Below are 13,758 nucleotides of genomic sequence, written 5' to 3' on the forward strand. Positions count from 1 at the left end.
CGTGACCATGTCCGATACCGCCAAGCTGCGGGACCGCTACCTCGCAGACGCCATCGAGACCGCCGCGCCCGCGGTCCGGCTCACCATGTTGTACGACGCCTTGGAGCTCGACCTGTTCCGGGCCGATGCCGCCTTCGAAGCCGACGACTTGAAGGCCATCAACGACAACCTCGTGCATGCCCAGACAATCATCCTCACGTTGCGCGACACGATCAAGCCCGAGCTCTGGGAGGGTGCCCCGCAGCTGATCGCTCTGCACAACTACTTCCTGGCCGAGCTCCTGGGGGCCAATCTCGACAAGGACCGGGCCCGGGCCGCGGCAGCGGCCACGCTCATCGGCCGCATCGGTGACGCATGGCGGATCGCGGCCGAGACCGTCTCGGCCGACAACTAGGAGCCCGCCGGTGGGATGGTCCGAGGTGCTCGACGACATCGAGCGTCGATTGACCGACGTGAAGCGGGGACTGCGCACCGGGGAGCCGGCGACGACACCGTTCACGCTGCCCGAGGATCTCGGGCCCCTGCCTGTGCAGCTGCGCTTGCGGGCGCAGCGCGCGCTCCGAGCGACCGAGGCCATGCAGGCCGACGTGGAGGAGGCCCGCGACCGGATCGCCGACGCGCTGCGCCGGGGGCGGGCCACCACCAGGGAGCCTGCTGCCTACGTCGACACCCGGATCTGAGGTCCCCGGCGCGTCGCCCCGGGCCGGTCACGGCAGGCGGCGATCGACGTGGGTGCTACAGGACCATGTCGACGTCGCGGTGAAACGAGTAGCCGCCGTCTGCCGCGGCTCGGCGGTACCGGTCGACGGACTCGGCCGCCCGGCACGGCATGTCCCGGTTGTCACGGGCTCCACCGGCAGCGGTCGCACGGTCGCGCCGGCGGCGGTCCGGCAAGAGGCGTCGCTCCCGGCGGCGCGGCCCGCAGTCGTTCGCCTGGTCGTAGGCGGTGATGACCCGGGCGAGGAGCCCGTAGGACCGCTCGACCAGCGCGATCGCCTCCGGCGGTGAGGTCGTGCTCTGCGCCTTGGCGAGCAGTTTGGCAGCCGTCTGAACGTCCGGTTGTCCCATCGGGTTCCCCTTGTGGATCCGTCTTTCGACCTGATCAATCCAGGTTTTCACACCCGGGACGCTAAAGATCCACCTGTCGAGGCGTGTTGGGATCCCGTTGTGACGGACCGGCCACCGGTGGGTGGGGATCCGTGCGGGCCCTGCGGGTGGGCACCACTCCAGAGTCGCCGTCGAACGGCCGATGAACTCTGGCGTGCGATGACAGCATCGCTGACGTCGGTGTACCCGACACCAGGCCCAGACAGGTGTCGGCGGGATCCCGAACGACGACCATGGAGAGCCGGACCGATGGACAGCCGAGGCGAGCGACGATCCGACCTGGTGGACGGACACCCGGGCCCCGGCGCCGGTGCGGGGGCCGCACCCACGTCGGTCAAGGACGTGCTGCAATCGACGTCGCTCACCATCCTCGAGGCACACCTGACGTGGCTGTGCGCACGCACCCGACTCGAGGGGCAGCTCTCCCCCCGGAGGGTCCTGTTCGAGGACCAGGCCAGGGTCCTGATCGACGCGCTCGACGAACGGGGCGCGTTGGAGGTCGTCACCGGGTCCCTCCAGAGCCTCTGGATCGCCGAGGACGTCCCGGACGATGACGACGACATCACGACGTACGCGTCCGATCTGGACATGGTGACCGCGGGCCAGCCCCCCTACTCGCCCTACGTGGCGCTCGCCCAGAGCGCCGCCAAGGTCCATGCCGAGATACGCAACCACCGCCGTTCCACGAGCCCGCTGCGCCCCGGTTGAGGCCGATCGCCTCCTCAGTCGAAGGCCTGCGCGCTCTCGAGGGCCGACGTCATGCCCACGGTCCAGGTGAGCGCCTCGACCGCGGCGGTCCGCACGGCATCCTCGGGCATGGCGCACCTCGAGGCGCGCTCGGGTCGCCCGAGCTGGTAGTCGGTGACGTCGGCGACGAGGCGGCCCAGCGGACCATCCCCGTTCAGGATGCCGTCCCGGATGTCCGCATCGAGCGGCAGCGCGTCGAGGATCTTGACGATCGGCATTCCCAGGACGACGTCGAGCGTGGACAGCAGCCCGGCGGTGTACCCGGCGTCGGCCTGGCAACCGGCGCTGGGCGCGAGCAACTCGCTCATCCGGGCCCGCATCAACACGGCAGCGATTCCCTCTTCGGAGGCGCTGCCGTCGTCGGTCAACAGCAGCAGCGCCACCCAACTCTGCAGGCGACGCCACCCGACCAGCACGAGGGCCTGGCGGACCGTGCTCACGGTGCGCTTCATCCCCCCGGGGGCCCCGATGCCCGCCAGCTGGAGCAACTGGTGCGTCATGGCCGGGTCGCTCCGCACGATCTCCTCGATCTCGGAGACGGGGCATTCGGCGTCGAGGAGCCTGGCAGACATCCGCAGTCCGGCCAGTCGCCCGGGGGGAAGGGGCCGCCCCGGCGACACATGCGGCCGCGACAGGACGTAACCCTGGAAGTAGTCGAATCCGAGCGACGCGCACCGTCCGAGCTCCTCGAAGGTGTCCACCTTCTGGGCGATCACCTCGACATGGCAGGCGCGGCAGCGCTCGACGAGCTCGGGCAGGCGATCGGGGGCGACGGCCTCCACGTCGATCTTGACCGTCGATGCCAGTGCGAGGAGATCGTCGACGCCGTCGGTCCACTGGAAGTCGTCGAGAGCCAACGAGTAGCCGCTGTCGAGCAGCCGCCGACACCCCGCCAGGGCCGATCCGTCGCTCACGATGGGCTGGCGGATCTCGACGACGACCTGGTCAGGCGGAACCCGGATCTGCGTCTCCCCGCTGACGATGCCGGGACTGGCGTTGCAGAAGGCCTTCTTCGTCCCGACCAGTGCGCCGATGCCGCCCTCGGCCGTGCCGAGAAGGTCCTCGGGTGTCGGGTGCCCCCCAAAGGGACCGTCGAGCGCGACGCTCGGCGGGTCCACGCTCCGAAACAGCAGCTCGTAGCCCTTGACCGCCAGGTCCCGGTCGAAGATCGGCTGGCGGCCCACCAGCGTTTCGATGACAGCTGTCAACGGTCACCCCTCACGATCGGTGTCACAGTAGCGGGGACGACCGACGATATGGTGGTGCGCGGAGCACGTCGGCACCCATGCACCGGTGTGCCCGTCCCTACGAGTCGGTGGTCGTGCCGTCGATGACCGCGAAGCCACGCAACACGAGCCGGCGCCGCCAACGGGCGCGCCAGGAGCAGTACCGCAGGCGGTTCGGACTGCCCGCCACGGCGGTCCTGCCCCTGTTCGGCCCGATGCCACCGGCACGAGGCTCGGTGCCGTTCACGCCGCAGCGACCCGCCCTCGATCCCATGCCGGTGGCACTGGTGGTCTTCGAGCCCGGCCTGTCGCGGCCCCGCCGGCTCCTGGCGCGGCTCGGCACCAGTCGACTGGTGACGGTGCTTCCGGGCAACCGCCCGGTGAGCCTGAAGGCGCTCGTCTTCGTCGGACTGGGTGCGGTCACCGGCACGATCGCGGCCCAGCCCTTCGATCCCGTGACATACCTGGCGCCCCTGTACGGATTGCTCGTCGGGGGAGTCGGTGCCGGTGCCGGGTGGCGGGCGCTGCGAGGCCGGTGGGCCACGACGATCGGCGTCGACGAATGGCGGGGCGAGCTCGACGCCATCTTGGGGACGCTGCAGAGCGTCGACAGGATCGGCCAGCCGTTCGTTTCGCCACCGGCGCTGCGCACCGCGCTCCATTCGGCACTGTGGCATGCCGCCGACGCCGTCGGCCATCCCGGTGACCGCGACGTGCTGGACACCTTCACCGAGCAGCTCGCGGCGCTCCGGATCGCGACCGGCTCCGCGCTGGCGGAACTGGAGTCCCCGACGATCGAAGCCCGCAAAGCAGTGGTCTCCGACCAGCTCGCCGCAGCCGTCGACCAGCTCTCGCTGATTCCACCGACAGCCCGCCAGGTGCAGGCAGGAGAAGGTCTCACGTAGCACTCGGCGGCGGGGCGACGACGGATGCGGCCACAGCGCCCTACGCGACGAGGGCACTGGTCTCCCGCTGGTGCACCTTGCCCGACGACTTCACCACTGCCGGAAGGGTGAACACGAAGGCGAGGACACGGGCGACGGCAACGTAGAATTCCTGCGGCACGAAGTCATCGATCTCGCAGGCCGCGAAGATCGCCCGGGCGAGCGGTCGGTCCTCCACGATCGGGACACCGTGCTTCGTGGCCTCGGCTCGTATCCTGAGCGCCACCTCGTCGGCGCCCTTGGCGACCACCTGGGGCGAATGGCCCCGACCCGCCTCGTAGCGCAGGGCGACGGCGAAGTGGGTGGGGTTGGTGATGACGACATCGGCACCCGCGACGGCGGCCATCATGCGGGATCGACTGAGGCGCAGCTGCTTGCGCCGGACCTCGCGCTTCACCAGCGGGTCACCCTCGGACTGGCGGCCCTCCTCTTTGACCTCGCGCTTGGACATCTTGAGGCTCTTGTTGTGCCGGCGGCGCTGGATCCCGTAGTCGACCAGGGCGAGGAGCAGGCCGATGATCGCCACGTCACGGACCAGGCCCAACATGGTGGACCCGGCGTACCTCACCACCGGGGTCATGTCGACCGGCTGCGCGCCGACGAGCTTGCTCCCCAGCCCGAACAGGACCTTGTAGGCGATGAGGACGAGCACGGCGATCTTCAGCGCCTGCTTCGCCAGCTGCCACAGCGACTGGGCGGAGAACAGCCGCTTGAGCCCTGCGATCGGGTTGATCCGGTCGAATTTCGGCGCCGCGGCCGAGAGCGAGAAGAGCCCGCCGGTCTGCGCCACGTCCACGAGGACCCCGATGACGGCAATGCACCCGGCGACCGGCAGGACCAGCGCCAGCACATCACCGAGCCCGAACTGCAGGACCTGCAGGGCCCCCTGGGGACTCGGCGACGACGTGACGTCGGCGACACGGGCGAACAGCGCGGTCATCTTGGACTCTCCGGAGCGAAAGAGCATGGGGATGAGCATGGTGGCGGCGAGGGCGACGACCCAGCTCGACACCTCCCGCGACGTCGCGACCTGGCCCTTCTTCCTCGCTTTGCGCTTCCGCTTCGCAGTTGGCTTCTCCGTCTTGTCGTCGTGCTTTCCCATCGGTCACCTCCCCCCGAGGAGGGCGCCGGCGTCCTGCAGCGCGCGCGAGACCAGGTTGCCGAGGTAGCCAGGGAGGACCTTGATGCCGATGGCCACGAAGAGGAAGGACATCAGGGCCTGGATAGGGAAGCCGAGGATCCACACGTTCATCTGGGGGGCGGCCTTCGCCAGCATGGCCAGGCTTACCTGCGTGGCGAACAGCACGACGATGAGTGGCGCGGCGATCTCGAGGGTAGCGGTGAAGAACGTCGCCAGGTCGGCGGTCAGCACGTTCGAGGCGGTGGCCGACGACGACAGGGTCAGGCCGGCGGCGTCGAACGAGGTCTCGAAGCCACGGACGAGGAGCAATTCACCGTTGGACACGAACAGCAGCACCATGGCGACCTGCTCGTAGAACTGCCCGATGATCGGGGTCTGGTTCTCCGAGAGCGGGTCCAACGAGGGTGGCGGGTTCACCCCCCCGAACTGGTCCACCAGGCCACCGGCGGCGGAGACCGCCGACAGCAGGACCCGCACGGCGAGTCCCAACGCCGCGCCGGTGAAGATCTGCAGGACGATCGCCCCGATGAGCCCCGCCGTGTCGGAGGGGAGATGAGTGTGCGCCACCTGGGGGGCGGCCAGGAGCCCGAGCCCGCCGGCGATGCCGACGAGGGCCATCCGCGGGACCACCTGGAGGTTCGAGAACGGGGGGACGACGACGAGCCAGGCGAGCGCCCGGATGAACGCCAGGAAGAAGGCCAGCAGCCATATCGGGTCCACGTTCAGGTTCACGAGGCACCCTCGCCACTCAATTGCCGAGCAGGCTGGAAACCTGGCCGAACAGCTGTTGGACGTACGCGGTGAACTGCCCCAGCATCCAGTGGCCGGCGATCAGCAGGACGAGTGCGATGCCCGCCAGCTTGGGAACGAACGTGAGCGTGACTTCCTGGATCTGGGTCACGGACTGGAACAACGAGACGACCAGACCGATGACGAGGCTTGTGAGCAGGATGGGCAGCGCCAGCTCCGCCGTCATCGTCATCGCGCCGGCGGCGATGTCCATCAGCCGTGCTTCGTTCATTGGAAGCTCGCGACCAGGGAATGGGTGATCAGGACCCAGCCGTCCACCATGACGAACAGGAGCAGCTTGAACGGGAGAGACACGAGGGTAGGTGGAAGCATGACCACACCCATCGACATCAGGGTCGAGGAGACCACAAGGTCGATGATCAGGAACGGTATGAAGATCACGAACCCGATGATGAAGCCACTCTTCAGCTCGGACAGCAAGAACGCCGGGATGATCGCCCCGATGGACGCGTCCTGCGGTTTGGTTGGGTGCTCCTTGTCGACTGCGGTGGTGAGGGCGAGCTCCTCGGCCCCGGTCTGCTTGAGCATCCACGTCTTGAGCGGCCCCTGGGCGGCGTCGTAGGCCTGCGTGACGGTCTTCTGACCGTGAAGGTACGGCTGCAGCGCGTCGTGGTTCATCTGGTTCAGGGTCGGGGCCATGATGAACAGGCTGAAGATGAGGGCCAGGCCGGCGATGACCTGGTTGGGTGGGATCGACTGCAGGCCGAGTGCCTGGCGGGTCAACCCGAACACGATCACGATCCGGGTGAAGCCGGTCAGCAGGATCAACAGCGACGGCGCCACGGCGAGCAGCGTGAGGCCGATGATGATCATGATGCTCGACGACGGCTTGTGCAAGCTGTTGCCGAGGTTGATGTTGATCGACGAGCCCGCCGCCAGGAGCGACATCATCGTGCTTCCCACCGCGAGGTGACACGCGTGCCCCCGCGGGCCCGTGTCGAATCTGTCGGCTGGTCCATGACGGTCACCTGGCGCGGCGTACGATGACGGGGCTGACTACGCCCGGCGCACGGTCTTGGCGCGCATCTGCTCGATTGCCGACTTCCACACGGGGCCCTGGCTGTCGTCGGGGGAGGCCGACCCCTCCCCGCCGGGGAGGAGCTGCAGGTCTCCGACAGCGAGGTCCTGCGACCCGGTGGTCGCAGTCCCGCCGGCGTCGAGCTGTCCGAGGAGGGTGACCTGGCGCTGCGTCACGCCCAGGAGGAACGTGCGCTTCTCGGCCGTCACCAACGCCACCTGGACACCCTTGCCGAGACTCTGGCGGCCGACGACGGCGACAGCACCGTGGCGCCGGCCGGCACCGAGCGCCCGCCCGCCTTTCCCCTGCACGAGTCGGGACGCCACCTTGATCAACGCGATGATGACGACCAGTCCGATGACCATCTGCACCAGCAGCGACGATGCCGAGACGCTCTGGGCCGTCGTCGTGCCATGGCCGGTGGTGACCGACGCGTGATGTGTGGCCGCCCACACCTCTGCGGAGTAGCGCATGCCGTCAGGCTCCGCGCGATCCGTCGTCGCCACCGGCGATCGCGGTGATCCGCACGCCGAGCTCTTCGTCGACGACGACGACCTCGCCGTGGGCCAACAGTGTGCTGTTGACGAAGATGTCGACGGGAGACCCGACGTGACGATCCAACTCCACCACGCTCCCGGGACGAAGGCTCAGGAGCTCCTTCATCAGCAGCCGGGTGCGACCCAGCTCGACGGTCACGGCCAGTTCGACGTTGCTGAGGGTCTCCAGGGGCCGCATCACGCCGGGCCCGGCAGGGGTCGCCGATTCGACGGTACCCGGCTCGGGGATGTCGGCCTCGACGACCGCTTCGGCGACCACGCTGACGTTGGTGTTCTCGTCGCTCATGTTTCCTCCAGTTCCTAGGGCTCGACGACCATGCAGGCAACGGCATTGCCCCGGCTCGTCGGGACCGCCTCGCAGTAGCGGGCGTCCCCGACGCTGAGCACGATGGGCATGGACCGGGCGCGGTGCAACCGGACCACGTCACCAGGGACGAGGCTCAACAGCTCCTCCGGCGACAACCACACTTCGGGCCAGTGCACACGCACTTCCAGATTCGTGTCGAGGAGCCGGTCGCGCAGGCGCCGAGGGGCGGTCCCGACCTCTTCGGCGACCTCGACCTTGTCGAATCGCTCGATCGCATCGAGGATCGGCAGCAGGACGACCAGCGGGACGCAGATGCTGGCGGCCTGCGAGACCACCTCGTTGAGCTCGACGTTGAGGCCCACCAGCAGGCACATCTCACTGGGGGTGGACCCGGGGAGGAACATGCCGCTCGACACCGATGAGATCGCCCCGATGCTGATCTCCATGGCGGGCGCGAACGCACGGGGCAGTTCCGCCAGGACGCCGTGGGCGATCTGGGTCACGAGACGCTGTTCGATCTCGGTGAGGGACCGTTCGGGCGTCGCGCCGGTACCGGACCCTCCGAGGCGGATCTCCACGAGGGCCATGGACAAGGCAAGGGGCAGATGGAGGACGATGCGACCACCGGTCGGGACGACCGAGGCACCCGTGAGGAACGTCGGCTCCGGGAGACTGCTCACGTACTCGTCCCAGCGCTGCTGCTCGAGCTCGCCGATCTCGACCTTCACGGGCGTCTGCAGCGAGCTGGTCAGCGATCCCGCCATGCGATGGGTCAGGACCTCGAGGATCGGCTGGAGAAGTCGCAGGCGAGCCCGCTCGAGCGCATCTCGGCGCTGGAAGTCGTACGGGTGGACCTGTCGTTCGGTATCCGTCAGCGTCACCAGTGCCACCAGGGGTCTCGGGCCGATCCGTGGCCGAAGGTCTGCGCGCCGTCCTGGCAGCGACTAGGTCATCGACGGAGCCTTTGGCCGGCTTGAGTGATTGGCCTGCTCAAAGTGCTGAACTCCACTGTGCGAGGTCGGACCGCCGAACGCCGACCACGATCCGTGTGAATCAGCCCCTGCCGGCAGCATCGATGTGCCGGCAGGGGCGGAGTCACTACTGCATCTGCACCAAGGCCTGCAGCGCCGCCGAGGTCGTGCTCACGACCTTGGTGTCGGCCTGGTAGGCCTCCTGCGCCTGGATCATGTCCGTCAATTCGGTGGCGAGGTCGACGTTCGACCCCTCGAGCGCACCACCGAGGAACGTGCCGCGGCCACCCGTTCCGGACGTGCCGATCGCCGGTGGACCCGAGTTCGCCGACGCCGAGTAGTTCAGATTCCCGTTGTCGATGAGACCGGTGGGGTTGGAGAACGTCGCCAGTGCGAGCTGGGCGATCGGCTCGGTGAGCCCGTTCGAGAAAGCACCCCTGATGATGCCGTCGCCGCCGATCGTGAAGCTCCCCAGGGTGCCCGCCGCATTACCGTTCTGCGAGACCAGCTGCGCCGTCTGCTCACCACCGAACTGCGTCACCGCGGTGCTGGAGCCGGGAGTCGGGAAGCCGACGGTCCACGTGTCCCCGGCCGGGAAGGTGAAGCCGGGGGGCATCGTCGTGACCGGCAGGGTGAATGACCCGTCCGAGTTGGCCGAGACGCCGCTGATGCCGGCGATCTCGCCCGTCGTGGGGCTGAAGGTGATCGTCGGCGCCGTTGTCCACAAGGTGGAGGTCCCGGCACCGTTCGGCACGGTGCCCTGTACCGTCCACTCGTTCGCCGTGTTGGCGACCGCGCTGAAGGTCAGGGTGACCGGCACGGTGTTGCCGAGCGAATCGAAGCCGTTCAGCGTGGTGGTGACCGTTGGCGGTGTGCCGTTTCCGCTCCAGGCCGGCAGGTTGCCGCCCATGGTGAAGCTGGTGGTCGCCTGCGCGCTCATCACCTGGCCGCTCGGGATCTTCACGGTTCCGGTCGGGGCGTTGGTGTCGATGACGCCCTGACCATTTGCCTGCCAGCCCTGGATCAGCGCGCCCGTGGGCGTTGCCAGGTCACCGTTGGCATCGAGGGTGAGGTTGCCTGCGCGCGTGTAGTACTGCTGGCCCTGCTGCGCGGCGATCAGGAACCCGGCACCCTGGATAGCCACATCGGTGGGCTGGTTCGTCTGCTGGATGGCGCCCTGGGACTGGTCGTTGGTGACTGCCCCGACCCGGACGCCGGCACCGACCGCGATGGGGTCGACACCGGCGCTCTGCCCGGCCGTGGGAGCCGAAGCGCCGGCGATCTGCTCGGCCAGGAGGTCGGTGAAGACCGGGTTCTCGGCCTTGTAGCCGGTCGTGTCGGAGTTGGCGATGTTGTTGCCGATGACGTTGAGATAGGTCTGGTTCGCCTCGATTCCCGACACGGCGGCGATGAGTGACTGCTCCATTGGTCTGTCCTTTCTCGTGAATTGATGACTACAACGTGGGCTGGCCGGGCGAACCGGGCTGGCCGGGCGAACCGGGCTGGCTGGGCGAACCGGGCTGGCCGGGCGAACCGGGCTGGCCGGGCGAACCGGGCTGGCCGGGCGAGGTGGACTTGGCGGGTTCGGTGACCGAGGTCACAGCGGTGAGCGCCAGATTCTCCGACGGCCCGTTCCCGTTCTGCACCTCGAGCGTCGGGGCTCCCGACGAGCTCAGCAACACACCGGTGACCTGACCGGTGAGTGGTGCGCCGCCCGCCCCTGAGCCGGTGACGGTGAGGCCGATCATGGAATCGGCCGCGACCGTCTGCTCCTCGGCCGACAACGACGTCTGCGACTGCACCGCCGTGAGCTGGGCGATCTCGGTCATGAACTGCGTCGGGTCAGCGGGGTTCGTGGGGTTCTGGTTCTTCAGCTGCGCCACGAGCAACTCGAGGAACGTCTGGGAATTGTCCAACTGGTTCAGGCCGCTCGATCCGGACGCGCCGGCTGTCGCGGTGCCGGCGTTGGGCGCGCCGGTGGATCCCGAAATGGGGGGCATCATGGTCATCGTCTCGCTCCGTTTCTCCGGGTTGCAGTCCTCATAGGTGAAGATCCACGTGTCCGGCTCCGAGTACCGGTGGGGCGATCGGGGCGGCGGTCGGATCGTCGGCGCCGTCGTGTGTGCCGGGGCCCGACGCGGTGCGGGCCGCGTCCCCGGGGAGAGCCCGCCGTCCCTGCCGGTCACCGTCGGAGAGCAGGACGGTGGCCGACGAGCCATCTCCGCCGAGCTCGTGCTTCAGGAGTGGGAGTGCCTGACGCAGGGCGTCGCGCGTCTCGGCGTTGTCGGTGCCGAGCCGCACCACGATCTCCTGGGAGCTGACGGTGATCGTCGCCTTGACCGTGCCGAGACCTTCGGGTTGGAGCCCGATGGTGACCTCGTGGGTGCCGTCCGCGGATGAGCGCAGGGGTGCGAGCACCGTGACCACCTGCTGCACGGGCGTCGGCGGCTGGGGTGCGGGCGCACCGCCGTTCGCCGGGGTGGCGCCGGGCGCGAATGTGCTCGGACCAGGTGCCGGGGTCCCCCCCGCCGCAACAGTCACGGCTGATACGCCGGGCTGTCCTGGGGGCGCCGAACCGCCGGTGCCACCGGTGTCGCCCGTCCCGTCGGCACCGGAGAATGACGCTCCGACCGCAGCGCGCGTCGCCGTGTCCCTGGCCGACGCATCACCGCGATCGGCGGACGACGGGTGCGACGACCCCGAGCCCGCACGGGAGCCGGACGTGCCGTCGGCCTGGGCCGGTTGGGCGCCGTCGGTTCCCGTGCCCGGCGCCGGGGGGGAGTGCGCGCCGGAAGGGCTCGGGGGGGTGGCGGTCGTGCCGGGACCGGGGGGGTGGTCCGCAGCCGCCGTCGTCGCAGGACTCGATGTCGCGCCCGGGGCCGTCGTCACCGGGACCGTCGCCGCGCCGGGGCTCGGCGCCGTCGAGGTCGGGGTCGGGGTCGAGCTCGGGGTCGGCGTCGGGGTCGGGGTCGGGGTCGGGGTCGGCGCCGGCGTCACGACCGATGCCTGCGGCGTCGCGGTGGCGACCGCCGAGGACGCTGACACGGCGCCGGTGCTATCGACGGCCTGCACGACGTAGCTGTAGGTCACGCCGTCGGCCAGGCCGGTGTCCGTGAAGCTCGTGGCGCTGGTCGTCGTGACGAGCGCGCCGTTGCGATAGAGGCGGTAGCCGGAGATCGGCGCGCCACCGCTCGAGGCGCCCCAGGACAGCGACACCTGCGCATCGCCCGCCACGGCCGCGAAGCCATTGGGGGTCGAGGGCGGCAGGGCGCCGTTGCCCGGCACGTTGACCGTCCACGGCACGCTGACCGTCTGGCCGCGCACGCCGAAGGCGACGGCGTGCACGGCGAAGGTGTGCGTGCCGTTGCCGAGACCGCTGTACTTGATGGGCGAGGAGCAGCGGATGACCGAGCCGCCGTCGAGCGCGCAGTAGATCGCGGGCGCGGTGCGGTTGACCGTGAAGCTGAAGGTCGCGACCGAGGTCGCGGCGGAGCTACCGGCGGCGGGGCCGCCGGTCAGCGTGACGGTCGGCGGCAGGATGGCCTGCGAGGTCTGCGCGTGGCGCAGGCGCCGCGCGCGGCAGACGGTGCTGCGCTGACGGTTGTGCAGCGTGCTGCAGCGGAGCGCATGGACGACGCCATGGCGCGCCGCTGTGGCACGGGCCGCGTGATGAGCGGAGGTCGGGGCCGCGGCGGCGACGGCGGGCAGCGCGGCGAGCGCGAGCAGGGCGAGGACGTTGGTACAGACGGCGCGAAACGTCGGAGTTGACGATTCGCGCTGCCGCGGGCCGGGGATTCGGGCGAGCACGAGAGTCTCCTTGACTGCCTGTGAGAGGCGTTTGCTGTGACCTCTGCATCGGCCCGAGTCCCGGCTCCCTGCGCGCTGGGGTGCGATGTGGACGAACGTTGCGGCCCGCCGGCGATCTCCCCGCCAAGCGTCCATTCGAGCCTGGACGCGGTCACCGTGGACTGGACGGCAACTGGCCGCGTGGGGGGCGCGCGAGCGCCCCGAGGTGCGCTACGCCGGGCTCTGCGCCGTGGTCGGCAGCGCGGCCGCGGCGTAGGCGTCGACCGCGTCGAGTGTCTCGGCGGCCAGGAGCGCGCGCGCCAACGATTCGAGCTGGTCGCGATGCTCGGTCAGGAGCGCCGTCACGTGCCGGTGCGCATCCTCGACGATCCGGCGCACCTCGTCATCGACGAGCTGCTGGGTCGCCTGGGAGGTCTCGCTGGCGCCGGGCAGCAGGAGCCCGTCGGACTCCGACGGGAGCACCGCCAGCGGTCCGATCGCCTCGCTCATGCCCCAGCGCCCGACCATCTGGCGGGCGATCGCGGTGAGCTGCTGGATGTCTGACTCCGCGCCGGTGGTGATCGTGCCGTAGACGATCTCCTCGGCGACCCGCCCGCCGAGCGCGACGTCGATCTTGCCCGCCAGGTCCTCGCGCGAATAGGAGACCCGATCGGTGTCGGGGGTGGACAGGGTCACGCCGAGCGCCATGCCCCGCGGGATGATCGAGACCTTGCGCACCGGGTCGGCGCCGGGGGTGAGCATGCCGACCAGCGCGTGCCCGGACTCGTGGTAGGCGGTGCGCTCGCGATCGGCCGCGGAGAGGAGGATGCCCCGCGGCGCGCCGAGCATGATCTTCTCCAGCGAGTCGGTGAAGTCGGCGAACTGGACCTGGTCGTGGCCGCGGCGGGCGGCGAGCAGCGCGGCCTCGTTGGCGAGGTTGGCGAGGTCGGCGCCGACCATTCCCGGCGTGCTCGCGGCGATCGCTTCGAGATCGACGTCGGAACCGAGCGGGATCCCCTGCGTGTGAACCCGCAGGATCGCTGCGCGCCCGCTGCGATCCGGAGGTTGGACGGCGACGCGGCGGTCAAAGCGGCCGGGTCGCAGCAGGGCGGAGTCGAGCACGTCGAGGCGGTTCGTCGCGGCG

At 69.6% G+C, this 13,758-nt stretch carries 17 protein-coding genes; 4 read left to right on the top strand and 13 right to left on the bottom strand.

Annotation, left to right across the window (positions count from 1 at the left end; genetic code table 11):
* The first annotated feature begins 7 nt into the window (after positions 1-7).
* On the top strand, positions 8-394 hold the full coding sequence (locus VMV22_11385) for a flagellar export chaperone FliS (GenBank protein ID HUY22925.1): 387 nt from the start codon (positions 8-10) through the stop codon (positions 392-394).
* A 10-nt stretch (positions 395-404) separates the two neighbouring features.
* Complete coding sequence (locus VMV22_11390; GenBank protein HUY22926.1) at positions 405-680, top strand: hypothetical protein; 276 nt, start codon at positions 405-407, stop codon at positions 678-680.
* Positions 681-735: 55 nt separating this feature from the next.
* Here VMV22_11390 and VMV22_11395 read toward each other — a convergent pair whose 3' ends face one another.
* The gene (locus tag VMV22_11395) at positions 736-1,068 is read right to left on the bottom strand and encodes a hypothetical protein (protein ID HUY22927.1); all 333 of its coding nucleotides are present in this window, start codon (positions 1,066-1,068) and stop codon (positions 736-738) included.
* 321 nt (positions 1,069-1,389) lie between these two features.
* Between VMV22_11395 and VMV22_11400 the strand changes: the two genes are divergently transcribed.
* Positions 1,390-1,815 (top strand): hypothetical protein, encoded by a 426-nt coding sequence (locus VMV22_11400; GenBank protein ID HUY22928.1) that lies wholly within the window; start codon positions 1,390-1,392, stop codon positions 1,813-1,815.
* 14 nt (positions 1,816-1,829) lie between these two features.
* Here VMV22_11400 and VMV22_11405 read toward each other — a convergent pair whose 3' ends face one another.
* A complete protein-coding gene (locus tag VMV22_11405; protein HUY22929.1) occupies positions 1,830-3,062 on the bottom strand; it encodes an EAL domain-containing protein in 1,233 nt (410 codons plus the stop codon).
* A gap of 122 nt (positions 3,063-3,184) precedes the next feature.
* On the opposite strand from VMV22_11405, the gene VMV22_11410 reads away from it, so the two are divergent.
* A complete protein-coding gene (locus VMV22_11410) occupies positions 3,185-3,985 on the top strand; it encodes a hypothetical protein (protein ID HUY22930.1) in 801 nt (266 codons plus the stop codon).
* A 40-nt stretch (positions 3,986-4,025) separates the two neighbouring features.
* Here VMV22_11410 and flhB read toward each other — a convergent pair whose 3' ends face one another.
* From flhB to VMV22_11465, 11 genes are all read right to left on the bottom strand, one after another.
* On the bottom strand, positions 4,026-5,126 hold the full coding sequence (gene flhB, locus VMV22_11415) for a flagellar biosynthesis protein FlhB (GenBank protein HUY22931.1): 1,101 nt from the start codon (positions 5,124-5,126) through the stop codon (positions 4,026-4,028).
* A 3-nt stretch (positions 5,127-5,129) separates the two neighbouring features.
* On the bottom strand, positions 5,130-5,897 hold the full coding sequence (locus tag VMV22_11420; GenBank protein ID HUY22932.1) for a flagellar biosynthetic protein FliR: 768 nt from the start codon (positions 5,895-5,897) through the stop codon (positions 5,130-5,132).
* Positions 5,898-5,913: 16 nt separating this feature from the next.
* Positions 5,914-6,168, bottom strand: coding sequence for a flagellar biosynthetic protein FliQ (locus VMV22_11425; protein ID HUY22933.1), 255 nt, complete (start codon positions 6,166-6,168; stop codon positions 5,914-5,916).
* 14 nt (positions 6,169-6,182) lie between these two features.
* Positions 6,183-6,878, bottom strand: coding sequence for a flagellar type III secretion system pore protein FliP (fliP, locus tag VMV22_11430; protein HUY22934.1), 696 nt, complete (start codon positions 6,876-6,878; stop codon positions 6,183-6,185).
* 93 nt (positions 6,879-6,971) lie between these two features.
* Complete coding sequence (locus VMV22_11435) at positions 6,972-7,466, bottom strand: flagellar biosynthetic protein FliO (GenBank protein ID HUY22935.1); 495 nt, start codon at positions 7,464-7,466, stop codon at positions 6,972-6,974.
* Between the two features lie 4 nt (positions 7,467-7,470).
* Complete coding sequence (fliN, locus tag VMV22_11440) at positions 7,471-7,836, bottom strand: flagellar motor switch protein FliN (GenBank protein HUY22936.1); 366 nt, start codon at positions 7,834-7,836, stop codon at positions 7,471-7,473.
* A gap of 14 nt (positions 7,837-7,850) precedes the next feature.
* A complete protein-coding gene (locus VMV22_11445; protein ID HUY22937.1) occupies positions 7,851-8,738 on the bottom strand; it encodes a FliM/FliN family flagellar motor switch protein in 888 nt (295 codons plus the stop codon).
* Positions 8,739-8,955: 217 nt separating this feature from the next.
* Positions 8,956-10,254 (bottom strand): flagellar hook-basal body complex protein, encoded by a 1,299-nt coding sequence (locus VMV22_11450; GenBank protein ID HUY22938.1) that lies wholly within the window; start codon positions 10,252-10,254, stop codon positions 8,956-8,958.
* A 28-nt stretch (positions 10,255-10,282) separates the two neighbouring features.
* A complete protein-coding gene (locus VMV22_11455) occupies positions 10,283-10,837 on the bottom strand; it encodes a flagellar hook capping FlgD N-terminal domain-containing protein (GenBank protein ID HUY22939.1) in 555 nt (184 codons plus the stop codon).
* A 31-nt stretch (positions 10,838-10,868) separates the two neighbouring features.
* Entirely contained in the window at positions 10,869-12,635 is a 1,767-nt protein-coding gene (locus tag VMV22_11460) for a flagellar hook-length control protein FliK (protein HUY22940.1), read from the bottom strand.
* A gap of 210 nt (positions 12,636-12,845) precedes the next feature.
* Positions 12,846-13,758 (bottom strand): cell division protein FtsH (locus VMV22_11465; protein ID HUY22941.1); only part of this gene is annotated, 913 nt, incomplete at its 5' end.

This window comes from Acidimicrobiales bacterium (genome assembly GCA_035531755.1).
Taxonomy (GTDB): Bacteria; Actinomycetota; Acidimicrobiia; order Acidimicrobiales; family UBA8190; genus DATKSK01.